The sequence below is a fragment of the Pseudomonas sp. J452 genome (assembly GCF_024666525.1).
In the GTDB taxonomy this organism is placed as follows: domain Bacteria; phylum Pseudomonadota; class Gammaproteobacteria; order Pseudomonadales; family Pseudomonadaceae; genus Aquipseudomonas.
In genome coordinates this window covers 901,993-923,548 of record NZ_CP088294.1, presented here as the reverse complement: position 1 = coordinate 923,548, position 21,556 = coordinate 901,993, and the positions used below count along the sequence as shown (strand labels likewise).

Genomic DNA, 21,556 nt, shown 5'->3' with positions numbered 1-21,556 from the left:
CGCTTTTGTAAGGATTGATCGATGAGCCAAGCCGTTACTGCCGCCAACAGCACCAGCAACCTCACTGCACTGCTGGTGCCCCTGGCCGACCGCACCCTGATGCTGCCTAACGTGGCGCTGGCGGAGCTGATTCCCTACCGGGCGCCGCAGGTCACGCCGGGCCTGCCGGCCTGGTTCCTCGGCCAGATCGCCTGGCGCGACCTGCAATTGCCGCTGCTGTCATTCGAGGCCGCCTCCAATGGCCAGCCGCAGATTGGCCCTGGTGTGCGGGTGGCAGTGCTCAATGCCCTCGGCGGGCGTGACCAGGTCAAGTTCATTGCTTTGCTGGTGCAGGGTATCCCGCGCTCGCTGAAGGTCGACGGCCACCTGGCCCGGGCCAGTGAAGCCCTGGCGCCGCTGGAGCTGGACGCGGTGCAGCTCGGCGAGGCGGTGGTGAAGATCCCTGACCTGATCGGCCTCGAGCAGAAGCTGGCCGACGCTGGCCTGATCTGAGATGAGCCAGCCTGAGCGGATGCGCCTGGCGCGCATCGGCGGGCTGGAAGTCTGCAGTACTCAGGCCTGTGGCCAGCACTTCGACAAACACAGCCACGATGAATTCGTTATCGGCGCCAACCTGCTCGGCGAAGAGCAGGTGTGGCTGGACGGTCGCACCTTCAGTGCCGGCGTCGGCGCCATCACCACCTACAATCCCGGCGAGATCCAGGGTGGCGGCGCGCGTGAAGGCCAGCCATGGCGCTATGTCAGTCTCTATGTAGCACCTGCCGTGCTGGCTGACAGCCTGGGCCTGGAACAGCTGCAGTTCGGCCTGCCGCTGCAGCAGCAACCGGTTCTGGCCACAGGCCTGGCGCAGGCGGTTGAGCAGTGCCTGAGCGGCGATGCTCTGCTGCGCGAACGTGGCGAGGAAAGCGTGACCCTGCTGCTCGGCGAGATTGCCCGGGGTGCCCAGGTGCGTCTGGCCAGCACTGCTGCTGTCGGGCAGGGGTCGGTGGCGCGCCTGCAGGAGTTGCTCGCCGCCAGCCTCGCGCAGACGCCGAGCCTGGAACAGATGGCCATCAGTGTCGGCCTGTCCAAGTTCCATCTGCTGCGCGCCTTCAAACAGCGCACCGGGCTCAGCCCACGGCAGTGGGCCATGCAGTTGCGTACCCGCCGCGCTCAGGGGCTGTTACGCCTGGGCCTGCCCGCCGGCGAAGTGGCGCATGCCCTGGGCTTCGCCGATCAGAGCCATCTCAACCGGCATTTCCGCGCTGCCTACGGGCTGACGCCGGGGCGCTATCAGCACCTGCTGCGCAGCTGAGCAATCCGGTTCAAGTCGGCCGCAGGCGGTCTGCGGATAATCCGCACCATCGTCGATGGATTCGGAGTTCCTGCCATGTTGGCAATCTTCTGTGCGGCCATGCTGTTCGGCCTGACGTTCTGCGCGTCGCCCGGCGCGGTGTTCAGCGAAACCTTGCGCCGTGGCCTGACGGGCGGCTTCCGCCCGGCGCTGCTGGTGCAGCTGGGCTCGCTGATCGGCGATGCGCTGTGGGCGCTGATCGGCTTGTCCAGCCTGGCCCTGCTGCTGGCCGAGGACCATGTGCGCCTGCCGCTGACCCTGGCCAGCGCCGTTTATCTGGCCTGGCTCGGCGTACAGGGCCTGCGCGATGCCTGGCAGCCGCCGCAGGGCGGTGCTGAGGGTGGCAATCAGGCGCGCAATGCCTTCGGCGCCGGGGCGCTGTTGTCGCTGTCCAACCCGAAGAACATCGTGTTCTGGGGCGCCCTCGGCAGTGCCCTGGCGGGCATCGTGCAGGGCACGCCGAGCCAGGCGCAGCTGGGCGTGTTCTTCGCCGGCTTCATGTTCGCCTCGCTGCTCTGGTGCTTCGTCTGCGCGGCGCTGGTTGACTGGTTGCGGCGCAACACCTCGCTGCTGTGGCAGCGCATCAGCTATGCCGGTTGCGGCCTGTTGCTATTGGGTTTGGCCGGGTTGGCGCTGCGCAGTCTGTAGGGGTTAGAGCCTGTTCACGATCTCTTGGCCGTCGGCCATACCGCGTTAAAAACAGGCTCTGAATACTCATTTACAGCTCGTAAACTGCGCTTCCTCGCCTGTATTTGCCTTGTCTGGCTCTAGTCCAAAAGATCGTGAACAGGCTCTTAGAAATCGCCCCATAGCTGCTGCGCCACGCTCAGCGCCACTACCGGCGCGGTCTCGGTGCGCAGCACCCGTGGGCCGAGGCGGGCGGCGTGGAAGCCGGCGGCCTTGGCCTGTTCCACTTCGCCGTCGCTGAGGCCGCCTTCCGGGCCGATCAGAAAGGCCAGGCTCGTCGGTTTGGCATGGCTGGCCAGTGGTTCGGCGACCGGGTGCAGCACCAGCTTGAGGTCGGCGTCGCTCTGTTGCAGCCAGTCGGTCAGCAGCACCGGCGAATGGATCAGTGGTACGACCGAGCGGCCACACTGCTCGCAGGCGCTGATCGCCACCTGACGCCAGTGCGCCAGGCGCTTGTCGGCGCGTTCGTCTTTCAGGCGTACTTCGCAGCGTTCGGAGACGATCGGGGTGATCACCGCCGCGCCCAGCTCGGTGGCCTTCTGGATCGCCCAGTCCATGCGTTCGCCACGCGACAGGCCCTGGCCCAGGTGCACGCGTAGCGCGGACTCCGGCTGCCCGGTGAACTGTTCGCGCAGCTCGACCCGTACGATCTTCTTGCCCACTTCGATCAGTTCACCGAGGTACTCCTGGCCGCTGCCGTCGAATAGCTGCACGGCATCGCCCACGGCGTGGCGCAAGACGCGGCCGATGTAATGCGCCTGGGTTTCCGGCAGCTCGTGCTGGCCGAGAGAGAGCGGGGCGTCGATAAAGAAGCGGGATAGGCGCATGGGGCGAGAACCTGGGACAGAGGCGCGAATTTTAGCGGCAGGGCCTGGGTGGGGGTAGGGTGGACGGCGTTTTATCCGTCCACCAGGTCGTAGGGCGGGTGCAACCCGCGGGTTTCACCCGCCCTACGGCTCAGCCCGGATCGCGATGGTTGGGGTAGAGGTCACTGGCCACGCTGATGCGGGTCGACTGGCGGGTGGCGATATCGATGCCTTCCGTAGCCACCTCGGCGAGGAAGTCGATCTGCTCCGGGGTGATCACATAGGGCGGCAGGAAGTACACCACGCTGCCCAGCGGGCGCAGCAGGGCACCGCGACCGAGGGCGTGCTGGTAGACCTGCATGCCGCGGCGCTCCTGCCAGGGGTAGGCGGTCTTGCTCGCCTTGTCCTGGACCATCTCGATGGCCAGGGCCATGCCGGTCTGGCGCACTTCGGCCACATGCGGGTGCTCGACCAGGTGCGCGGTGGCGCTGGCCATGCGTGAGCTCAGGGCTTTGTTGTTCTCGATGACGTTGTCGTCGCGGAAGATGTCCAGAGTCGCCAGGGCAGCGGCGCAGGCCAGCGGGTTGCCGGTGTAGGTGTGCGAGTGGAGGAACGCGCGCAGGGTGGCGTAGTCGTCGTAGAAGGCGGCATAAACCTTGTCGGTGGTCAGCACCGCGGCCATCGGCAGGTAGCCGCCGGTGAGGGCCTTGGACAGCACCAGGAAGTCCGGGGTGATGCCGGCCTGTTCGCAGGCGAACATGCTGCCGGTACGGCCGAAGCCGACGGCGATCTCGTCATGGATCAGGTGCACGCCATAGCGGTCGCAGGCCTCGCGCAGCAGGGTGAGGTACACCGGGTGGTACATGCGCATGCCGCCGGCGCCCTGGATCAGCGGCTCGACGATCACCGCCGCGACTTCGTGGGCATGCTCGGCCAGGGTCTGCTCCATGGCGGCGAACATGTTGCGCGAATGCTCTTCCCAGCCCATGCCCTCGGGGCGCAGGTAGCAGTCCGGGCTCGGCACCTTGATGGTGTCGAGCAGCAGGGCCTTGTAGGTGTCAGTGAACAGCGCCACGTCGCCCACCGACATCGCCGCCACGGTTTCGCCGTGGTAGCTGTTGGTCAGGGTGACGAAGCGCTTCTTGCCGGGCTGGTCGCAGTTGAGCCAGTAGTGGTGGCTCATTTTCAGCGCCACCTCGATGCCCGAGGAGCCGTTGTCGGCGTAGAACACTTTGTCCAGGCCGGCGGGGGTGATCTTGACCAGACGCTCGGACAGTTCGACCACCGGCTGGTGGGTGAAGCCGGCGAGCATCACGTGTTCGAGGTTGTCGAGCTGGTCGCGGATGCGCTGGTTGATCCGCGGGTTGCCGTGGCCGAACACGTTGACCCACCAGGAGCTGACCGCATCCAGGTAGCGCTTGCCATCGAAGTCCTCCAGCCACACGCCGTCGCCGCGCTTGATCGGAATCAGCGGCAGGCGCTCGTGGTCCTTCATCTGCGTGCAGGGGTGCCAGAGCACGGCCAGGTCGCGCTGCATCCACTCGGCATTCAGGCTCATCGGGAGGTCTCCTCGTTCGGGGCGGTTAGCCTACCAGAACCCTTCAGCGGATACGTCTGGCCCGCCGCCAGGGCCTGACGTATCCTGCGCGCCCTCGTTTTTTGCCCTCGGGATTTTCCGCATGTCCGCAGTCTGGTTGCGCGCCTCCGCGCTCATGGTTTTAGCCGTCTTCAGCAGCCTGACGCTGGGCAAGGACAAACAACCTACGGCCATCGTGGTCGGTGGCGGCCTGGCCGGTCTGACCGCCGCCTATGAGCTGCAGGGCAAGGGCTGGCAGGTCACCCTGCTGGAAGCCAAGCCGAGTATCGGCGGGCGTTCCGGCTTGGCTAGCAGCGAGTGGCTGGGTTCGGCCAAGCTGCAGCCGGCGCTGCATGCCTACCTCGACCGCTTCAAGATCAAGGCCCTGCCGGCGCCGGACTATGTACGCATGCCGGGCTACCTGATCGACGGGCGCTACCAGTCCGTCGCCGAACTGGCCAAGAGTTCGCCGAGCACCAGTGAAGGCCTGGCGCGTTTCGACAAGAGCCTGGATGACCTCGCCGCGGCCATCGCCGATCCGCTCAACCCGCTAGCCAGCCACACCTTGAAAAGCCTGGATGCGATGAGCGCCGCGCGCTGGCTGGACAAGCTGGCGCTGCCGCCGACCGCGCGCGCCCTGGTTGATCAGCGCATCCGTTCGCGCTACGACGAACCGTCGCGCCTGTCGCTGCTCTACCTGGCCCAGCAGGAGCGGGTCTACCGCGGCCTGGCGGATGCCGAACTGCGCGCCGCGCGCCTGCCCGGCGGCAGCCAGGTGCTGGCCCTGGCCCTGGCCAAACAGCTCAAGCAGGTGAAGACCAACGCGCGGGTCTCGGCCATCGTCCAGGAGCAGGGCAAGGTCACGGTCAAGGTCGGCGCCACCGGTTACAGTGCCGACTACGTGGTGCTCGCCGTGCCGCTGCCGGCGCTCGCCAAGATCAGCCTGACGCCGACGCTGACCGCGCTGCAGCACAAAGCGCTGAAAGACATCAACTACGGCTGGCGCGACCAGATGCTGCTCAAGTTCAAGAAGCCGGTGTGGGGCAAGGCGCGCCTGTCCGGCGAGATCTTCAGCGACAAGGGCCTGGGCATGCTGTGGGTCGAGCCGGCGCTGAAAGGCGGGGCCAACCTGCTGATCAACCTGTCCGGCGACAACGCCCGCCTGCTCAATGCCTTCGGCGACCGGCAGATGGTCGACCAGGTGCTGATCCGCTTCGACGAACACTACCCAGGCGCCCGCGAGCAGTTCAGTGGTTACGAGCTGCGCCGCTATGGCAAGGACTCGCTGATTGGCGGCGCCTACCTGGCTTACGGCCCTGGCGAGATCAGCCAGTACTGGCGCCTGTGGGAACAGCCGCTGGGCCGCGTGCTGTTCGCCGGTGAGCACAGCGATGCGCTCTACCCGGGCACCCTCGAAGGCGCCCTGCGCAGTGGCCAGCGGGCCGCCAGCCAGGCCGTCGAGCTGCAGGCCGGCAAGAGCATCGCCGCTCCAGGTCAGGCCGCCAAGCCTGCTGCGCCGAGCACGCCTGCGGCCACGCACGACAAACAGGCCAAGCCTGGTTTCTTCGCGCGCCTGTTCGGCGGGTAAATCCGTAGCCCGGATGCAATCCGGGAAGTTGCAGGTCGATACCGCGCTCCCGGATTGCATCCGGGCTACGCCGTCTGTCTGTGGAACGGGGCCGTTCAGGCTCTTGCCGGTGAACCTTGCGGCCCCGCACCGGACTAATCCGCGCCTGGCTGCATCCGCATAACTATCTATTTACTCGATATTTCGAAGCGAAATTTTCCGCTTTAAATCGATGGATTTGCCGCTAGGCTTGCTCAATCGCTTTTCACGGATGTTTCGCAATGCAATGGCGCAATTCGAGTTCCCGCTATGGCCTGGTCAGCATCCTGCTGCACTGGGTTGTCGCCCTGGTGGTGTTCGGCCTGTTCGGCCTGGGCCTGTGGATGGTCGGTCTGGACTACTACAGCAGCTGGTACCGCAGCGCTCCCGACCTGCATAAAAGCATTGGCCTGGCCCTCTTCGCCCTGATGCTGGCCCGCCTGCTGTGGCGCTTTGTCAGCCCGCCACCGGCGGCGCCGAGCAACCACGGCAAGCTGACACGCCTGGCATCCAAGCTCGGCCATACCGCGCTGTACCTTGGGTTGTTCGTACTGATGCTCTCCGGCTACCTGATCTCCACCGCCGATGGCCGTGGCATCAGCCTGTTCGGCCTGTTCGAGATTCCGGCGACCCTGACCAGCATTCCCGACCAGGCCGATATTGCCGGCCTGGTGCATGAATACCTCGCCTGGGGGCTGGTGATCTTCGCCGGCCTGCATGCCCTGGCGGCCCTCAAACACCACTTCATCGACCGTGATGCGACGCTGACACGCATGCTCGGTCGTGCCAGCAAGTAACGTAACCCACAAGGAGACTGAACAATGCTCAAGCAATCCCTCGCCGCCCTTACCCTGGGTGCGGCCCTGTTCGCCGGCCAGGCCATGGCCGCCGACTACGCCATCGACAAGCAAGGCCAGCACGCCTTCATCAACTTCAAGATCAGCCACCTGGGCTACAGCTGGCTGTACGGCACCTTCAAGGACTTCGACGGCAGCTTCAGCTTCGATGCCAAGGCGCCGGAAGCGAGCAAGATCAACGTCAACATCAACACCGCCAGCGTCGACTCCAACCACGCAGAGCGTGACAAGCACCTGCGCAGCGGCGACTTCCTCAACGTCGAGAAGAACCCCACCGCGACCTTCGCTTCCACTTCGGTCAAGTCGACCGGCGCAGACACGGCCGACATCACCGGCAATCTGACCCTCAACGGCGTGACCAAGCCGGTGGTGATCAAGGCCAAGTTCCTCGGCGAAGGCAGCGACCCATGGGGCGGCTACCGTGCCGGCTTCGAAGGCAGCACCACGCTCAAGCTGAAGGACTTCGACATCCAGAAGGACCTCGGCCCGGCTTCCCAGGAAGTTGAGCTGATTCTGTCGGTAGAAGGCGTGCGCGAGTAACCCGCCACGGATTTGCTGCGCGTCGGCCAGGCTGTGTTGAACGTGCGTTCGGAAAGCCGCTTGCGGCTAACGCGCTTAAGTGCGGCCCGGAGGGCGAGGGAAATGAGTACTGCTCATTTACACCACGTAAACTCCGCGTCCTCACGCCCGTTCGCCTTGCCTGGCTCTAGCTCGCGAAATCCGTGATCAGTTGTGAGTTTGCAGAAACGAAAAAGCCGGCGCTTAGCCGGCTTTTTCATGGGCAGGTGAAACTTATTCCTGCTCGGACTTGCGCGTCAGCAGTGCCGGCTTCTCGCCGCGCGGACGGCTGGCAGCCAGGCTGTCCAGCTGTTCCGGCGTCGGCAGGCGCTCACCCTTGCGGATGATCAGCGGTTGCTTGGTCTGCACCGCCGGTTCCTGGCGCTCCTGGCGCACGTCATCGCGACGTGGATCACCGGCACCGCGGCCCTGGCCGGAGCCATTACGGCCCTGACCTTGCGGGCGTTGGCCGGTTTTCGGCTTGCCGCTGCCCTGGCCACCAGCGCCACCCTGGCGTTGACCCTGGCCTTGACCTTGCGGTTTGCCCTGGCTGCGACCCTGCGCGGGTTGGCTCGGCTGGCCACCGCGACGCGGGTTGGCGCGCCCTTGCGGTTTGGCCGGCACGGGTACGTAGTCCGCGCGGTTGCCAAAGTTGTCGAACTCGTCGTCGAGGAATTCTTCCGGATCACGATTTGGCGGCGGCGTCAGCGGCGCCTTCGGCTCGCGAGCGGCGCGGGGTTCGCGCTGCTCACGCGGAGCACGGGGCTCGCGCGGCTCACGGGCCTGGCGTGGCTGCTGCTCGCCGGCGGCGGCCTGGCCTTGCGGCTTGAGGCGATCGCGGCGGTTGTTCGAGCGCTTTTCCTTGTCCACGGCGGCGCCTTCCGGCTTCTTCGCTTCGTGACGCGGGCGATCGGCGCGCGGCTGGCGCTCCGGGCGCGGGCCGCGCACTTCGGGTTTTTCCACTTCGACGGTGGACGGATCGAAGCCCATGGTGTTGCCGTCGCGAATGCGCTGCTTGGTCATCCGCTCGATGCCCTTGAGCAGCTTCTCCTCGTCCGGCGCCACCAGCGAGATCGCCTCGCCGCTACGCCCGGCCCGGCCGGTACGGCCGATGCGGTGCACGTAGTCTTCCTCGACATTGGGCAGCTCGAAGTTGACCACGTGCGGCAGCTGGTCGATGTCCAGGCCACGGGCGGCGATGTCGGTGGCAACCAGGATGCGCACATCACCTGCCTTAAAGTCGGCCAGGGCCTTGGTGCGGGCGTTCTGGCTCTTGTTGCCGTGGATCGCCACGGCCGACAGGCCATGCTTGTCGAGGTATTCGGCCAGGCGGTTGGCGCCATGCTTGGTGCGGGTGAACACCAGCACCTGTTCCCACGCGCCTTGGGTAATCAGGTGGGCGAGCAGGGCGCGCTTGTGGCTGGCCGGCAGGCGGTAGATGCACTGTTCGATGCGCTCGACCGTGGTGTTCGGCGGGGTGACCTCGATGCGCTCGGGGTTGTGCAGCAACTTGCCGGCCAGGTCGGTGATGTCCTTGGAGAAGGTCGCCGAGAACAGCAGGTTCTGCCGTTTGGCCGGGAGCTTGGCGAGGACCTTCTTCACGTCATGGATGAAGCCCATGTCGAGCATGCGGTCGGCTTCGTCGAGGACCAGGATTTCCACATGGGACAGGTCGATGGCCTTCTGGTTGGCCAGGTCGAGCAGGCGGCCGGGGCAGGCGACTAGGACGTCGACGCCCTTGGCCAGGGCCTGCACCTGCGGGTTCATGCCAACGCCGCCGAAGATGCAGGCGCTGACGAAATGCAAATCGCGGGCATACAGCTTGAAGCTGTCGTGCACCTGGGCGGCCAGTTCGCGGGTGGGGGTCAGCACCAGCACGCGCGGTTGTTTTGGGCCGTGGCGCTGTTCGCGGTCCGGGTGACCGTTGGGGAACAGGCGCTCGAGGATCGGCAGGGCGAACCCGCCGGTTTTACCCGTACCCGTCTGAGCCGCCACCATCAGGTCGCGACCTTGCAACGCGGCGGGAATGGCCCGCTGTTGCACCGGCGTGGGTTGGGTGTAGCCGGCGGCTTCGACCGCACGGACTAAAGCCTCGGAGAGACCGAGGGAGGCAAAGGACATGTGAAATCCTGTCTAGTGAGGGCGAAGCCCTATGGGGGTGTATTGCCTGGCTTGAATCACGGCACTGGGGCGCGCAATCCCGACCGGTACTGCTGGCCTCGGGGGCAAGCATCCGGGCGCAAGCCTGGCGGGAGTCCCGAGTATAACAGAGCCAGGGCCTTGCGCAGCTACCTGCCCGTCGGCCGGCTCAGTGGAGGGGCGACGGCAATTTCAGGGGATGCTGGCTTGGCCGGGCAAGAAAAAGCCGGGCAAGTGCCCGGCTCGTTCAGTACAGCGCAACTTTCAGCGGGGCAGCTTGAGGTTGTTCCAGATCGCCAGGCTCGGTTCGGCCTGGTTCAGGGTGTAGAAGTGCAGGCCGGGTGCGCCGCCCTGCAGCAGGCGTTCGCACATCTCGCTGACCACCTGTTCGCCGAAGCTCTGGATGCTCTGCAGGTCATCGCCGTAGGCTTCCAGCTGCTTGCGGATCCAGCGCGGAATCTCCGCACCGCAGGCGTCGGAGAAACGCGCCAGCTTGCTGTAGTTGGTGATCGGCATGATGCCCGGCACGATCGGCAGGTCGACGCCCAGCTTGCGCACGCGCTCGACGAAGTAGAAGTAGCAGTCGGCGCTGAAGAAGTACTGGGTGATCGCGCTGTTGGCGCCGGCTTTGGCCTTGCGCACGAAGTTGGCCAGGTCGTCCTCGAAGCTGCGTGCCTGCGGATGCACTTCCGGGTAGGCGGCGACTTCGATATGGAAGTGATCGCCGGTTTCCGTGCGGATGAATTCGACCAGCTCGTTGGCGTAGCGCAGTTCGCCACTGGCCATGCCCATGCCCGACGGCAGGTCGCCACGCAGGGCGACGATGCGGCGGATGCCGGAGTTCTTGTACTGCTGCAGCAGGCTGCGCAGCTCGTCCTTGCTGTCACCGACGCAGGACAGGTGCGGCGCGGTCGGCACTTTCACATCGCCGTCCAGTTGCAGCACGGTGTTGAGGGTGCGATCGCGGGTGGAACCACCGGCACCGTAGGTGCAGGAGAAGAAATCGGGGTTGTAGGTCGCCAACTGACGGGCGACCGTCATCAGCTTTTCATGCCCGGCTTCGGTCTTGGTGGGGAAGAACTCGAAGCTGTAACGGCGTTCTTGACTCATTGCAGATTCCCTTTAGCGGCAGGCCGCCAGTGCGCGGGGCACTGGCGGCCTGAGGCTCACAGCATGCGGCTGCTTAGTAGCGGTAGGCTTCCGGCTTGAACGGGCCTTCCACGGTCACGCCGATGTACTCGGCCTGCTTGGGGGTCAGCTGGGTGACCACGCCGCCGAAGCCGCGGACCATTTCCAGGGCCACTTCTTCGTCGAGCTTCTTCGGCAGCACTTCCACGGTCAGGCGCTCGGCTTTCTGCGCGGCTGGCAGGTTGGCGAACTTCTGGCCATAGAGGAAGATCTGCGCCAGCACCTGGTTGGCGAAGGAGCCGTCCATGATCCGGCTCGGGTGGCCGGTGGCGTTGCCCAGGTTGACCAGGCGGCCTTCGGCCAGCAGGATCAGGTAGTCGTCGTTGCGCGCGTCGAAGCTGCCCGCGCCGGTGCGGTGGATCTTGTGCACCTGCGGCTTGACCTCTTCCCAGGCCCAGGTCTTGCGCATGAAGGCGGTGTCGATCTCGTTGTCGAAGTGACCGATGTTGCACACCACGGCGCGCTTCTTCAGGGCCTTGAGCATGTTGGCGTCGCAGACGTTGACGTTACCGGTGGTGGTGACGATCAGGTCGATCTTGCCCAGCAGGGCCTTGTCGATGCTAGCTTCGCTGCCGTCGTTCAGACCGTTGAGGTACGGCGAGGCGACTTCGAAACCGTCCATGCAGGCCTGCATGGCGCAGATCGGGTCGATCTCGGAGACCTTGACGATCATGCCTTCCTGACGCAGCGACTGCGCGGAGCCCTTGCCCACGTCGCCGTAGCCGATAACCAGGGCCTGCTTGCCCGACAGCAGGTGGTCGACGCCGCGTTTGATGGCGTCGTTGAGGCTGTGACGGCAGCCGTACTTGTTGTCGTTCTTGCTCTTGGTCACCGAGTCGTTGACGTTGATCGCCGGGATTTTCAGGGTGCCGGCTTTGAGCATGTCGAGCAGGCGATGCACGCCGGTGGTGGTTTCCTCGGTCACGCCGTGGATCTTGTCCAGCATGGCCGGGTAGCGCTCGTGGATGATCTGGGTCAGGTCGCCGCCGTCGTCGAGGATCATGTTGGCGTCCCACGGCTGGCCATCCTTGAGGATGGTCTGCTCGATGCACCACTCATACTCTTCCTCGGTCTCGCCTTTCCAGGCGTAGACCGGGATACCGGCAGCGGCGATGGCAGCAGCGGCCTGATCCTGGGTCGAGAAGATGTTGCAGGACGACCAGCGCACTTCGGCACCGAGGGCGATCAGGGTCTCGATCAGCACGCCGGTCTGGATGGTCATGTGGATGCAGCCGATGATCTTCGCGCCTTTCAGCGGCTGTTCGCCGGCGTACTTGCTGCGCAGGCCCATCAGGGCAGGCATTTCCGATTCGGCGATGATCAGTTCACGACGGCCCCAGGCAGCCAGGGAAATGTCGGCGACTTTGAAGTCATTAAAAGCAGCGCTCATGCAATAGCTCTCCATTCGTTGTCTGCGAATGGGCGCCGTTGATGCGTATGGTTAACGCCCTGTCCGAGCCTGACATATTCTCTATGGTTGAGAGCATGCTGCAGCGCCCCTCGGACAGGTGGCGGGAGCGACCGGAGCTGTGCCGGCCGCGTGAAGCTTGGCGATTATAGCCAGCTGTGCGAGCAAGCCCAAGGCTTTCCGTCGCTTACTCGGGGGGGCGTAGCATCCTGCGGCAATTGCCCTACTTGGCCGCGGCCTGGCGTGTGGCGATACTGGCGGCCCTTCTTTCAGCCTGTTTGCGTTCACCATGAAAGCCAAAAGCCTGTTGCTGCTGTGTCTGTGTGCCCTGCTCGCCGCTTGTGGCGGTGTCGATCCCGATTCGCCGCAGGGCAAACGTCAGACCCTGTTCAAGCAGATGCTGAAAACCAGCGAAGACCTCGGTGGCATGCTGCGCGGGCGCCTGAAGTTCGACGCGCCGCGCTTTGCCCAGGGCGCGCAGCAGCTCGATGAACTGTCGCGCCAGCCCTGGCAGCACTTCCCGCAGATTGCCGAAAACGAGCGCAGCAGCGCCAAGCCCGAGGTGTGGCAGGAGCAGCAACGCTTCCAGCAGCTGGCCCGTGAGCTGGAGGCGGCCACCGCGGCATTGCGCACGGCCAGCACGCAACAGCCGCTGACGGCGCAGGCCGTGGCGCCGCTGGTGCAGCGCGTGGAAGACAGCTGCGAGGCCTGCCACAAGGCATTTCGCGCTTACTGATTCAGAACCCCGCCACCCCGGCCGCGTGCAGACGCTGACGCAGAGCCTGCACGTCCGGGTGCTGGAAGAACGCCACCAGCTGTGCCGCACGCTGCGCGCCAATACCGTTGAACGCGTCCCAGGCCTGCGCATCGCGCGCGGCCAGTGTGTCCCAGTCAGTACCCAACGGCGCCGCGCCGCTGGCGGGCAGGCCGAGGGCTTTGAGCCACTGGGCGAAGGGTCGGTGCCGGGCGCTGGCGAAACTCTGCTGCAGCTGGCTCGCACTGCGTGCACCGAAGCCCGGTGTGCGGGCCAGTTCGGTTTCGTCCAGATCGAGCCAGGCGAGCAGATCGGGCAGCTTTCCTGCCTGTTGCAGCTTGGCCCAGGTGCCTGGCCCGACGCCCGCTAACTGCAGCCCTTGCCTGCCACTGAGCCAGACCAGGCGGGCGCTGAACTGGCTGGCGCAGTCAGGGCTGGGCTGCCAGCAACTCAGGGCGTGGTAGGCGGCAGGATCGGGCGCGCGCAGCGCCGGTCGCTCGGCGCTGCGCCAGACCACGCCGTCCAGGCGCGGAATGGTCAGGCCGGCGAGGGTGATCGCCACCTGGTCGCCGGGGCGGATATCCAGGGCCTGCCAGCGCTGCAGCGAGCCGAGGCTGACCCGCTGGATGCGACGTTGCTCCAGGTGTACCGGCTGCAGCTGCAGTACCGGGGTGATGCGCCCGCTGCGGCCGATCTGGAAGTGCACGTCGCGCACCTGGGCCAGGGTCTGGCTGGGCGGATATTTCCAGGCCGCCGCCCACTGCGGCGGTTCGGCGGCCCAGCTGCTGGCGGGCGGACGTTTACCCTGGCGCAGCACCACGCCGTCACTGGCGAACGGCAGTGGGCTGCGGTACCAGTGCGCGCGCCAGTGACGGGCTTGCTGCAGGTTGGCGATGGCCAGGGTCAGCTCGGCGCTGTCGGTGAATCCGAGGGCACGCAAGCCTTGCAGGCGTTCGCTCATGCCGCTCGGGCCATTGGCCCAGTCCCAGACGAACAGGCCGATCTGTGCGGCGGTGGTGGCGTCCAGCTGCTGGCGATTCATCGCACCGGCTACCTGGTTGCGGGCGGTGCCGGTGCCTCCTTGAGCCTGCACATGGCCGGACAGGCGCCAGTACAGCTCGCCCTGCAGGATCAGTTCATCGTTGCGTGGCAGCTGTTGCGGGATGGCAGAGATCAGCCGCGCCTGGGCGGTCCAGTCCTGGCCACGTTGTCCGTCACCACGGCTGATCGCCCGCTGCAGGCGGCCGTCGCGGTAGTGCAGGGTTACCGCCACGCCATCCACCTTGGGCTGGATCCACAGCTCGCTGCGGCCCTGCAGCCACTGCTGCACGGCCGCTTCGTCGCGCAGCTTGTGCAGGCCGGTGTGGGCGATGGGATGGGGTTGGCTGCCGGGTGGGCCGAGGTCGGCGCGCAGGTCGCTCGGTGCCTGCTGCGGGAAGCACTGCTGCCAGTCCTGCAGGCGCTCGCGGGCCTGGTCATAGAGTTCGTCGCTGACCGGCGAGCGGCCCTGTTGGTGGTAGGCCTGGTCCCAGTTTTTGAGCTGTTGCTGCAGAGTTTTCAGCTCGGCACCGGCACGGCTGGCGGACCAGTCGGGGCAGGGAGCGGCGAGCAGCGGGCAGGCGAGGCAATAGAGGGACAATGCGATCCAGCGTGGCATCTTGAGCATCCTTGCTCGGTTGTTGAACCGGCAAGCCTAGATCAAGTCGCTACTATTGCCCTGCATGTGGCGGTTGCCCTCTCCCCCGGCCCCTCGGTTTTGGCTTCCTGCGTCACGATCCACAGGGATGTGGTGAATGCCGCAGGCCCGCCGGGAGCGGGCGCGGCCCTACCTCCTGCATCCCTGCAGTCGTCTCCCACAAGTGGGAGAGGGGAGGTATCGAGCTCGGTGCGGAGCTCTGCAGGTAATCAGCCGGCCGGCTGCTGCTGGGTGATGCAGTGGATATTGCCGCCGCCGAGGAGGATCTCGCGGCCCGGCACCATCACCACGCGGTGCTCGGGGAACAGGCGCTGCAGGATGGCGCGGGCTTCTTCGTCCTTGGGGTCGTTGAAGCTCGGCGCAATGATGCCGCCGTTGACGATCAGGAAGTTGACGTAGGAGCCGGCCAGGCGCACCGCGGGGCTGCGCTCCTGGGTGCCGGCGACCAGATCGACGCCGGCGCACTCTTCCTCGGTCGCATACAGCGGGCCGGGAATCGGCATCTTGTGCACGACGAACGCGCGGCCCTTGGCGTCCCGGGCGTTTTCCAGCACGCGCATGGCGGCCTGGCAGCGCGGGTAGTTGGGATCGGTGGCATCGTCGGTCCAGGCCAGCAGCACTTCGCCGGGGCGCACGTAGCAGCAGAAGTTGTCGACGTGGCCGTCGGTCTCGTCGTTGTACAGACCGTCCGGCAGCCAGATCACCGTGTCGATGGCCAGGTGCGTGCGCAGCATGTCCTCGATCTGCTCGCGGCTCAGGTGCGGGTTGCGGTTGCGATTGAGCAGGCATTCCTCGGTGGTGATCAGGGTGCCTTCGCCGTCAACATGGATCGAGCCGCCTTCGAGCACGAAGCCTTCGGTACGGTAGCGGTCGACGCGCTCGATTTCGAGGATCTTGCTGGCCACCTGGTCGTCGCGCTGCCACGGCGCATAGAGGCCGCCGTCGAAGCCGCCCCAGGCGTTGAAACCCCAATCCACGCCGCGCACGCCGCCCTGGTCGTTGATCACGAAGGTCGGCCCGGTGTCGCGCACCCAGGCGTCGTCGGTAGTGATTTCCACCAGGCGGATATTGCCCTGGTCGAGGCGCGCACGGGCGTTCTCGTACTGGCCGGCCGACACGCACACGGTCACCGGTTCGAATTCGGCGATGGCCTTGGCCACCGCGGTGAAGGCGGCCTGTGCCGGCTTGCCGCCGAGGCGCCAGTTGTCCGGGCGCTCGGGCCAGACCATCCAGGCCTGGCTCTGCGGTGCCCACTCGGCGGGCATGTAGAAGCCGTCGGCGCGTGGGGTGCTGGTGAGAGTGCTCATGTCTTGCTCCTGTAGCCCGGATGCAATCCGGGGGTCTTGGTTCGGGGGCCTCCCGGATTGCATCCGGGCTACGGGTATGGCGTAGAGGCTATGCCTCAGGATTCCAGGGTGCCGTCGAGGGTTTTCAACGGGCCGTACAGGTTCGGGCGACGGTCGCGGAAGCTGCCCCAGGCGCTGCGGATATGTTCCAGCTGGTCCAGATCGAAGCGGTGCACCAGGATGCCTTCCTCGGTCTCGTTCAGCTCCTCGACTTTCTTACCGAACTGGTCGGCGATGAAGGAGGAACCGTAGAAGTTGATGTGGTAACCGTCCTGGTCTTCGCGACCGATACGGTTGGACGCTACCAGCGGCATCAGGTTGGCGCCAGCGTGACCTTGTTGCACGCGCTGCCAGTGGTCGCGCGAGCTGATGCTCGGGTCATGCGGCTCGGTGCCGATGGCGGTCGGGTAGAACAGGATCTCCGCGCCGAGCAGGGCCATGCTGCGCGCGCACTCGGGGAACCACTGGTCCCAGCAGATGCCCACGCCGATCTTGGCGTAGCGGGTGTTCCACACTTTGAAGCCGGTATCGCCCGGGTTGAAGTAGTACTTCTCATGGTAGCCGGGGCCGTCCGGGATGTGGCTTTTCCGATAAATACCGAGGTTGCTGCCGTCGGCATCGATGATCGCGATGCTGTTGAAACGGGCGCGTCCGGCCCGCTCGAAGAAGCTGATCGGCAGCACCACCTGCAGTTCTTTGGCGACTTGCTGGAAGTGCCGGATGGCCGGGTTCTCTTCCGCCGGGGTGGCCAGCTGCAGGTAGTCCGGGTTGGGCTTCTGGCAGAAATACGGGGTCTCGAACAGTTCCTGGATCAGGATGATCTGCGCGCCTTCGGCGGCAGCCTGGCGCACCAGTTTCTCGGCATTGGCGATATTCGCGGCGCTGTCCCAGGAACAGGCCATCTGGGTAGCGGCGACGGTAACGATACGCGACATGAAACACCTCGTAGAGCGCTTGAGAAGGTCGTCTGCAGCCTGCAGCAACCTGTGACTGTGCCGTGGCGTTGCATCGCCATCTGGCAGTGGATGGCCAATTTATATCCGATAAAAATCGGCTTAGGAAGTTGTTTTTAGCCTTTAAAGGCAGATTTAGTCGATTTATATCGAATTAAATCCGGATTAGAGGGCGAGCCAAGCCATTCCCAGGCACTGGCGGCAGGTTCGGCGGCGGGTGGCGTGCGCGGTGTCGCTTCAGCTCAGCGGCAGGCGGCGCTTGGGCAGGGCGGGCGGCAGGTACAGGCCGAGGTAGGCATCGAATACGCGCATGCCTTCCTCGGCCAGGCGTGGGGTGATCACGCCATGCAGTTGCACCGAGCGGGCGTAGACGCGGTCGCCCAGTTCCATGGCCAGGGCAAACACATCGATATCTTCCGGCAGTTGCGGCAGGGGGAAATGCCGCTCGAACAGGGCCTGCATCAGGCGACCCAGTTCCAGGTCGTGCTGGCGGTCGGCCTGTACCACTTCGGCCAGGCCGTGTTGGGCCAGGATCAGCTGGCGCGCGGCGCTGTCGCGGGCGTAGATGGCCAGCATGCGCTGCTCGACGATACGCGACAGGTCGCGCCAATCATGCAGCTCGGCATGCGCCACTGGTTGCAGCAGGCAGTCGCGGAAGGCCGCGTGGATGTCGGCGGTGAGGGCTTCGAGCAGCGCCGGCACGCTGGCGAAGAAGTGGTAGACGGAGGACGGCGGAATCTCCGCGCGTTCGGCCACGCTGTAGATCGACAGGCCGTTGAAGCCCTGCTCGCTGAGCAGCGCGCGCGCGGCGTCGAGGATCAGGGCGATGCGCGCCTGGCTGCTGGCGCGGGGTTTGCGGGGGCTGGCGGTGCGGGTCATGCCGGACTCCTGTCCTGGGGAGGCGCTATTGGACGCCAGACGGACAGGGGAGGCAAGTCACGGGTGGTGCAAGCGGGGCGACAAGGCCCCGCTCGCGCAGCGGATTACAGCGGGGCGGCTGCCGCCGGGCCATCGCGGAAGCGCGTCCAGACCTCGTCGCGGGTGCTTTTCAGCTTGTCCGGCAGCGGTACCAGGGCGAACAGGCGGCGCTTGGTGTCGCGATCCGGGTACAGGCCGGGCTGGTCGCGCAGGGCCGGGTCGAGGAACTCGCGGGCATCGGCGTTGGCACTCGGGTAGAGGGTTTCCTCGGTGATCTTCGCCGCCACCTGCGGTTGCATCAGGTAGTCGATGAACTTGTGCGCGAGGTCGGCGCGGCGTGCGCTGCTGGGGATTACCAGGTTGTCGATGAACAGCGAGGAGCCTTCCTCCGGCACCACGAACTGCACGGGCTGGCCGGCATCGGCCGCCGCCAGGGCATCGCCGACCCAGGCCAGGGCGACGCACAGCTTGCCCTGGTTGAGGTCGTCGATATAGCGCTCGCTGTCGACGTAGCGCAGGTTCGGGCGCAGGCCGTCGAGGATCGCGCCGGCCTTGCGGATGCGCCCCGGCGAGCTGTTGCTGAGGCTGCGTCCCTGATAGTTCATCAGGCCGTAGAGCACTTCATCCGGGGCATCCAGCATGCTGACACCGCAGGCGGCCAGCTTGCTGCTCTGGGCCGGATCGAACAGCAGGCTCCAGCTGTGCGGCAGTGTGCCGCCCAGCGCGGCGGTGGCCTGCGGGGTGTTGATGGCCAGGCCGACGGCGCCCCACAGGTAGGGCACGGCATAGCGGTTGTTGGGGTCGACGGCGGCCAGCTTGTTGAGCAGTTGCTTGTCGAGGTGCTTGCGGTTGCCCAGGCGGGCGAGGTCCAGAGGCTGCAGCTTGCCAGCGCGAATCAGTGCCGGCAGCTCGTCGTGGGAGGGCACGGCGATATCGATGGCGGTATCGCTGGCCAGTGCCTGGTCGAGTTCTTCGTCGGTGCTGAAGGTGTGGTACTCGACTTCGATCCCGGTTTCCTTGGTGAAGTCGACCAGTACCTGGGGCGCGATGTAATCGTTCCAGTTGTAGACCCGGATGCTGTCGGCAGCAGCCGCCAGTCCGGGGGATAACGTCAGCAGCAGCGGAGCAAGAATGCGGAACATGACGACCTCCTTGGTGTGATGTGGCAATGCAGCGGGCAAAGCTTCGCCAGACCACGTACGGGGAGTGGCGTAATCGGGGCAACACGGGCAGCGGATAAAACGACGCCGGCTAGAGCCGGCGTCGGGGATGGTGCTTATACGGTGTGCAAATACCAGTTGTATTCGAGGTCGGAGATGGTGGTCTCGAACTCTTCCAACTCGGCTTCCTTACAGGCGACGAAGATGTCGATGTAATCCGGGCTGATGTACTGGTTCAGCACTGCACTGTCGTCCAGTTCGCGCAGGGCATCGCGCAGGTTGTTCGGCAGGCTCTGTTCCAGTTGCTCGTAGGAGTTGCCCTCGATCGGCTCGCCCGGCTCGACCTTGTTGGTCAGGCCGTGGTGAATGCCGGCGAGGATCGACGCCATCATCAGATACGGGTTGGCATCGGCACCGGCGACGCGGTGTTCGATGCGCACCGAGTCCGGGCTGCCATTGGGAACGCGGACGGCCACGGTACGGTTGTCGATACCCCAGCTCGGCGCGTTGGGCACATAGAACTGTGCGCCGAAGCGGCGGTACGAGTTGACGTTGGGGCAGAGGAACGCCATCGAGGCCGGCATGGTTTCCAGGATGCCGCCGATGGCGTGACGCAGCAGGTCGCTTTGCAGAGGGTCGTCGGTGGTGAAGATGTTCTTGCCGGTGGTCTTGTCGAGCAGCGAGATGTGCACGTGCAGACCATTGCCCGCCTGGCCCGGATAGGGCTTGGCCATGAAGGTGGTGTCCATTTCATGGTCGTAGGCGATGTTCTTGATCAGGCGCTTGAGCAGCAGGGCGTAGTCGCAGGCCTTAATCGCGTCGTTGGTGTGATGCAGGTTGACTTCGAACTGCGCCGGGGCGCTTTCCTTGACGATGGCATCGGCCGGGATGTCTTGTTCCTTGGCCGCTTCCAGCATGTCCTGCAGGCAGTCGACGTATTCGTCGAGGTCGTCGATCAGGTACACCTGGGTGGAGATCGGGCGCTTACCGGAAAGCGGCGAGCGTGGCGGCTGCGGACGGCCGTTCACGTTCTCCTGGTCGATCAGGTAGAACTCCAGCTCGAAGGCGGCACAGATGGTCAGGTTCATCTCGTCGAACTTGGCCACTACCTGGCGCAGCACTTCGCGCGGGTCGGCGAAGAACGGGCGGCCATCGAGTTCGTGCATGGTCATCAGCAGCTGCGCGGTGGGGCGCTTCTGCCAGGGCTCGTTGCACAGGGTATTGGGAATCGGGAAACAGATGCGGTCGGCGTCGCCGATGTCCAGGCCAAGGCCGGAGCTTTCGACAGTGGAACCGTTGATATCGAGGGCAAATAGAGAAGCGGGCAGGTTGATGCCCTTTTCGTACACTTTATGCAGGCTGTTACGGTCGATACGCTTGCCGCGTACCACGCCGTTCATGTCTGCAATAAGAAGGTCGACGAACAGGACCTCAGGATGTTCCTTAAGGAACGCGTTCGCTTCGTTGAGCTGAACGGCACGCGGGGGTACCGACATGATGCAACACCTTTTTTGTTAAAAATTTCAATCATGCGTTCGCACAGGTGTGAGTCAATCTTAAACACCCTGTGCTGTCAATAGTTGACCATTCTGCCCTGAAATGGGGCCTTATGGCCAGTTTTGGGGCGTTTCAGGGCTTGTGTAGCTTGTTTTTGGCCTTGCCTGGCGCCGTGCTCAGTGGCCTGTGTTCAATTTTTTACAGCCCTATTGTGTAAAAAATCGAACAAGGCTAATCTCGGCCTCAACCTAATAACAGCTATAAAACAGGTGTCCCATGTCGCGCCTGCCGTTAATCGGCGTAACCGCCTGCACCAAGCAGGTAGGCCTACATCTCAACCACATCGCGGGCGACAAATATGTTCGCGCCGTTGCTGTCGGTGCTGGCGGTTTGCCGCTGGTGATTCCATCGCTTGGCGAACTGATCGATCAGCCGACTCTGCTAGCCAGTCTAGACGGCCTGCTGTTTACCGGCTCGCCGTCGAACGTCGAACCTCATCACTATAGCGGCCCGGCCAGTGAGCCCGGCACGCCCCATGATCCCTATCGCGACCAGACCACCCTGCCACTGATTCGTGATGCAGTGGCGGCCGGTATACCGGTGCTCGGCATTTGCCGCGGCTTCCAGGAAATGAACGTGGCGTTTGGCGGCACTTTGCACCAGAAAGTGCACGAGGTTGCCGGGATGATGGATCACCGCGAGCCGGCCGAGCAGCCGGTCGAGGTGCAGTACGCTCAACGCCACCCGCTGCAGGTGCAGCCGGGCGGTCTCCTCGCCGGCCTCGGCTTGCCGGACGAGATTCAAGTCAATTCCATTCATGGCCAGGGCGTTCAGCGTCTGGCGCCGGGCCTTCGCGTAGAAGCACTGGCGCCTGACGGGTTGATCGAAGCCTTCTCCGTCGAAGGTGCGCCAAGCTTCGCGCTCGGGGTGCAATTCCACCCGGAGTGGCAGGTACGATCCAACCCGAATTATCTCGCCATCTTCCAGGCCTTTGGTGAGGCTTGCAGGAAGAGGGCGGGGCAACGCTGAGTAGGTGAGGCAACCGGCAGGCGAAACTGGGAGGTTTCGCTAGGC

At 65.0% G+C, this 21,556-nt stretch carries 18 protein-coding genes, 1 pseudogene and 1 riboswitch; of the genes and pseudogenes, 8 read left to right on the top strand and 11 right to left on the bottom strand.

All coding sequences use genetic code 11. The features are described 5' to 3' along the window. The first annotated feature begins 21 nt into the window (after nt 1-21). The 3 genes from LRS11_RS04165 (at nt 22) to LRS11_RS04155 (ending at nt 1,981) form a co-directional block, all read left to right on the top strand. Nucleotides 22-492 (top strand): chemotaxis protein CheW, encoded by a 471-nt coding sequence (locus tag LRS11_RS04165; RefSeq protein WP_260495652.1) that lies wholly within the window; start codon nt 22-24, stop codon nt 490-492. 1 nt (nt 493) lies between these two features. Next, on the top strand, nt 494-1,294 hold the full coding sequence (locus LRS11_RS04160) for a helix-turn-helix domain-containing protein (protein WP_409519778.1): 801 nt from the start codon (nt 494-496) through the stop codon (nt 1,292-1,294). A gap of 75 nt (nt 1,295-1,369) precedes the next feature. Continuing rightward, the gene (locus tag LRS11_RS04155; protein ID WP_260495651.1) at nt 1,370-1,981 is read left to right on the top strand and encodes a LysE family translocator; all 612 of its coding nucleotides are present in this window, start codon (nt 1,370-1,372) and stop codon (nt 1,979-1,981) included. Nucleotides 1,982-2,127: 146 nt separating this feature from the next. Here LRS11_RS04155 and LRS11_RS04150 read toward each other — a convergent pair whose 3' ends face one another. Both LRS11_RS04150 and LRS11_RS04145 read right to left on the bottom strand, forming a co-directional pair. Further along, entirely contained in the window at nt 2,128-2,847 is a 720-nt protein-coding gene (locus LRS11_RS04150) for a 16S rRNA (uracil(1498)-N(3))-methyltransferase (protein WP_260495650.1), read from the bottom strand. A 130-nt stretch (nt 2,848-2,977) separates the two neighbouring features. Further along, nucleotides 2,978-4,384, bottom strand: a complete 1,407-nt coding sequence (locus LRS11_RS04145; protein ID WP_260495649.1) for an adenosylmethionine--8-amino-7-oxononanoate transaminase — start codon at nt 4,382-4,384, stop codon at nt 2,978-2,980. A 121-nt stretch (nt 4,385-4,505) separates the two neighbouring features. On the opposite strand from LRS11_RS04145, the pseudogene LRS11_RS04140 reads away from it, so the two are divergent. The 3 genes and pseudogenes from LRS11_RS04140 to LRS11_RS04130 form a co-directional block, all read left to right on the top strand. Next, nucleotides 4,506-5,987: pseudogene (locus tag LRS11_RS04140) on the top strand (flavin monoamine oxidase family protein); the annotation flags it as partial. Nucleotides 5,988-6,250: 263 nt separating this feature from the next. Beyond that, complete coding sequence (locus LRS11_RS04135; protein ID WP_260495648.1) at nt 6,251-6,805, top strand: cytochrome b; 555 nt, start codon at nt 6,251-6,253, stop codon at nt 6,803-6,805. Nucleotides 6,806-6,829: 24 nt separating this feature from the next. After that, nucleotides 6,830-7,405, top strand: coding sequence for a YceI family protein (locus tag LRS11_RS04130; RefSeq protein WP_260495647.1), 576 nt, complete (start codon nt 6,830-6,832; stop codon nt 7,403-7,405). A gap of 252 nt (nt 7,406-7,657) precedes the next feature. Here the strand turns inward: LRS11_RS04130 and LRS11_RS04125 are convergent, their stop codons facing one another. The 3 genes from LRS11_RS04125 to ahcY form a co-directional block, all read right to left on the bottom strand. After that, nucleotides 7,658-9,544: a DEAD/DEAH box helicase gene (locus tag LRS11_RS04125; protein ID WP_260495646.1), complete on the bottom strand. Its 1,887-nt coding sequence runs from the start codon at nt 9,542-9,544 to the stop codon at nt 7,658-7,660. A 282-nt stretch (nt 9,545-9,826) separates the two neighbouring features. Next, nucleotides 9,827-10,672 (bottom strand): methylenetetrahydrofolate reductase [NAD(P)H], encoded by an 846-nt coding sequence (metF, locus tag LRS11_RS04120; RefSeq protein ID WP_260495645.1) that lies wholly within the window; start codon nt 10,670-10,672, stop codon nt 9,827-9,829. 73 nt (nt 10,673-10,745) lie between these two features. Beyond that, entirely contained in the window at nt 10,746-12,155 is a 1,410-nt protein-coding gene (ahcY, locus tag LRS11_RS04115; RefSeq protein WP_260495644.1) for an adenosylhomocysteinase, read from the bottom strand. 8 nt (nt 12,156-12,163) lie between these two features. Further along, nucleotides 12,164-12,258, bottom strand: a riboswitch (S-adenosyl-L-homocysteine riboswitch). A 189-nt stretch (nt 12,259-12,447) separates the two neighbouring features. Here ahcY and LRS11_RS04110 point away from each other — a divergent pair. After that, a complete protein-coding gene (locus LRS11_RS04110) occupies nt 12,448-12,894 on the top strand; it encodes a cytochrome c (protein WP_260495643.1) in 447 nt (148 codons plus the stop codon). 1 nt (nt 12,895) lies between these two features. On the opposite strand, the gene ligB is transcribed toward LRS11_RS04110, so the two are convergent. The 6 genes from ligB to LRS11_RS04080 all read right to left on the bottom strand — a co-directional run bounded on the left by ligB (nt 12,896) and on the right by LRS11_RS04080 (nt 20,481). Continuing rightward, nucleotides 12,896-14,569, bottom strand: a complete 1,674-nt coding sequence (ligB, locus tag LRS11_RS04105) for an NAD-dependent DNA ligase LigB (RefSeq protein ID WP_260495642.1) — start codon at nt 14,567-14,569, stop codon at nt 12,896-12,898. 248 nt (nt 14,570-14,817) lie between these two features. Continuing rightward, nucleotides 14,818-15,915 carry an agmatine deiminase gene (gene aguA, locus LRS11_RS04100; protein WP_260495641.1) on the bottom strand — a complete coding sequence of 366 codons (1,098 nt, stop codon included), beginning with the start codon at nt 15,913-15,915 and terminating at the stop codon, nt 14,818-14,820. A gap of 95 nt (nt 15,916-16,010) precedes the next feature. Further along, entirely contained in the window at nt 16,011-16,889 is an 879-nt protein-coding gene (gene aguB, locus LRS11_RS04095) for an N-carbamoylputrescine amidase (protein ID WP_260495640.1), read from the bottom strand. 255 nt (nt 16,890-17,144) lie between these two features. Next, the gene (locus LRS11_RS04090) at nt 17,145-17,786 is read right to left on the bottom strand and encodes a TetR/AcrR family transcriptional regulator (RefSeq protein ID WP_260495639.1); all 642 of its coding nucleotides are present in this window, start codon (nt 17,784-17,786) and stop codon (nt 17,145-17,147) included. A gap of 104 nt (nt 17,787-17,890) precedes the next feature. Next, nucleotides 17,891-18,967, bottom strand: coding sequence for an extracellular solute-binding protein (locus LRS11_RS04085; RefSeq protein WP_260495638.1), 1,077 nt, complete (start codon nt 18,965-18,967; stop codon nt 17,891-17,893). A gap of 134 nt (nt 18,968-19,101) precedes the next feature. Continuing rightward, complete coding sequence (locus LRS11_RS04080) at nt 19,102-20,481, bottom strand: glutamine synthetase family protein (protein WP_260495637.1); 1,380 nt, start codon at nt 20,479-20,481, stop codon at nt 19,102-19,104. A gap of 277 nt (nt 20,482-20,758) precedes the next feature. Here LRS11_RS04080 and LRS11_RS04075 point away from each other — a divergent pair, with 277 nt between their 5' ends. Next, entirely contained in the window at nt 20,759-21,511 is a 753-nt protein-coding gene (locus LRS11_RS04075) for a gamma-glutamyl-gamma-aminobutyrate hydrolase family protein (protein ID WP_260495636.1), read from the top strand. Nucleotides 21,512-21,556 lie beyond the last annotated feature (45 nt).

Excerpts from the sequence above, each read along its gene's own strand:
- LRS11_RS04075 (WP_260495636.1), top strand. The coding sequence starts at position 20,759 with ATGTCGCGCCTGCCGTTAATCGGCGTAACCGCCTGCACCAAGCAGGTA.
- LRS11_RS04150 (WP_260495650.1), bottom strand. The coding sequence starts at position 2,847 with ATGCGCCTATCCCGCTTCTTTATCGACGCCCCGCTCTCTCTCGGCCAG.
- ahcY (WP_260495644.1), bottom strand. The coding sequence starts at position 12,155 with ATGGAGAGCTATTGCATGAGCGCTGCTTTTAATGACTTCAAAGTCGCC.
- LRS11_RS04125 (WP_260495646.1), bottom strand. The coding sequence starts at position 9,544 with ATGTCCTTTGCCTCCCTCGGTCTCTCCGAGGCTTTAGTCCGTGCGGTC.
- LRS11_RS04090 (WP_260495639.1), bottom strand. The coding sequence starts at position 17,786 with ATGACCCGCACCGCCAGCCCCCGCAAACCCCGCGCCAGCAGCCAGGCG.
- LRS11_RS04165 (WP_260495652.1), top strand. The coding sequence starts at position 22 with ATGAGCCAAGCCGTTACTGCCGCCAACAGCACCAGCAACCTCACTGCA.
- LRS11_RS04160 (WP_409519778.1), top strand. The coding sequence starts at position 494 with ATGAGCCAGCCTGAGCGGATGCGCCTGGCGCGCATCGGCGGGCTGGAA.
- LRS11_RS04145 (WP_260495649.1), bottom strand. The coding sequence starts at position 4,384 with ATGAGCCTGAATGCCGAGTGGATGCAGCGCGACCTGGCCGTGCTCTGG.
- LRS11_RS04110 (WP_260495643.1), top strand. The coding sequence starts at position 12,448 with ATGAAAGCCAAAAGCCTGTTGCTGCTGTGTCTGTGTGCCCTGCTCGCC.
- LRS11_RS04085 (WP_260495638.1), bottom strand. The coding sequence starts at position 18,967 with ATGTTCCGCATTCTTGCTCCGCTGCTGCTGACGTTATCCCCCGGACTG.
- LRS11_RS04130 (WP_260495647.1), top strand. The coding sequence starts at position 6,830 with ATGCTCAAGCAATCCCTCGCCGCCCTTACCCTGGGTGCGGCCCTGTTC.
- aguA (WP_260495641.1), bottom strand. The coding sequence starts at position 15,915 with ATGAGCACTCTCACCAGCACCCCACGCGCCGACGGCTTCTACATGCCC.
- LRS11_RS04080 (WP_260495637.1), bottom strand. The coding sequence starts at position 20,481 with ATGTCGGTACCCCCGCGTGCCGTTCAGCTCAACGAAGCGAACGCGTTC.
- LRS11_RS04135 (WP_260495648.1), top strand. The coding sequence starts at position 6,251 with ATGCAATGGCGCAATTCGAGTTCCCGCTATGGCCTGGTCAGCATCCTG.
- metF (WP_260495645.1), bottom strand. The coding sequence starts at position 10,672 with ATGAGTCAAGAACGCCGTTACAGCTTCGAGTTCTTCCCCACCAAGACC.
- aguB (WP_260495640.1), bottom strand. The coding sequence starts at position 16,889 with ATGTCGCGTATCGTTACCGTCGCCGCTACCCAGATGGCCTGTTCCTGG.
- ligB (WP_260495642.1), bottom strand. The coding sequence starts at position 14,569 with ATGCCACGCTGGATCGCATTGTCCCTCTATTGCCTCGCCTGCCCGCTG.
- LRS11_RS04155 (WP_260495651.1), top strand. The coding sequence starts at position 1,370 with ATGTTGGCAATCTTCTGTGCGGCCATGCTGTTCGGCCTGACGTTCTGC.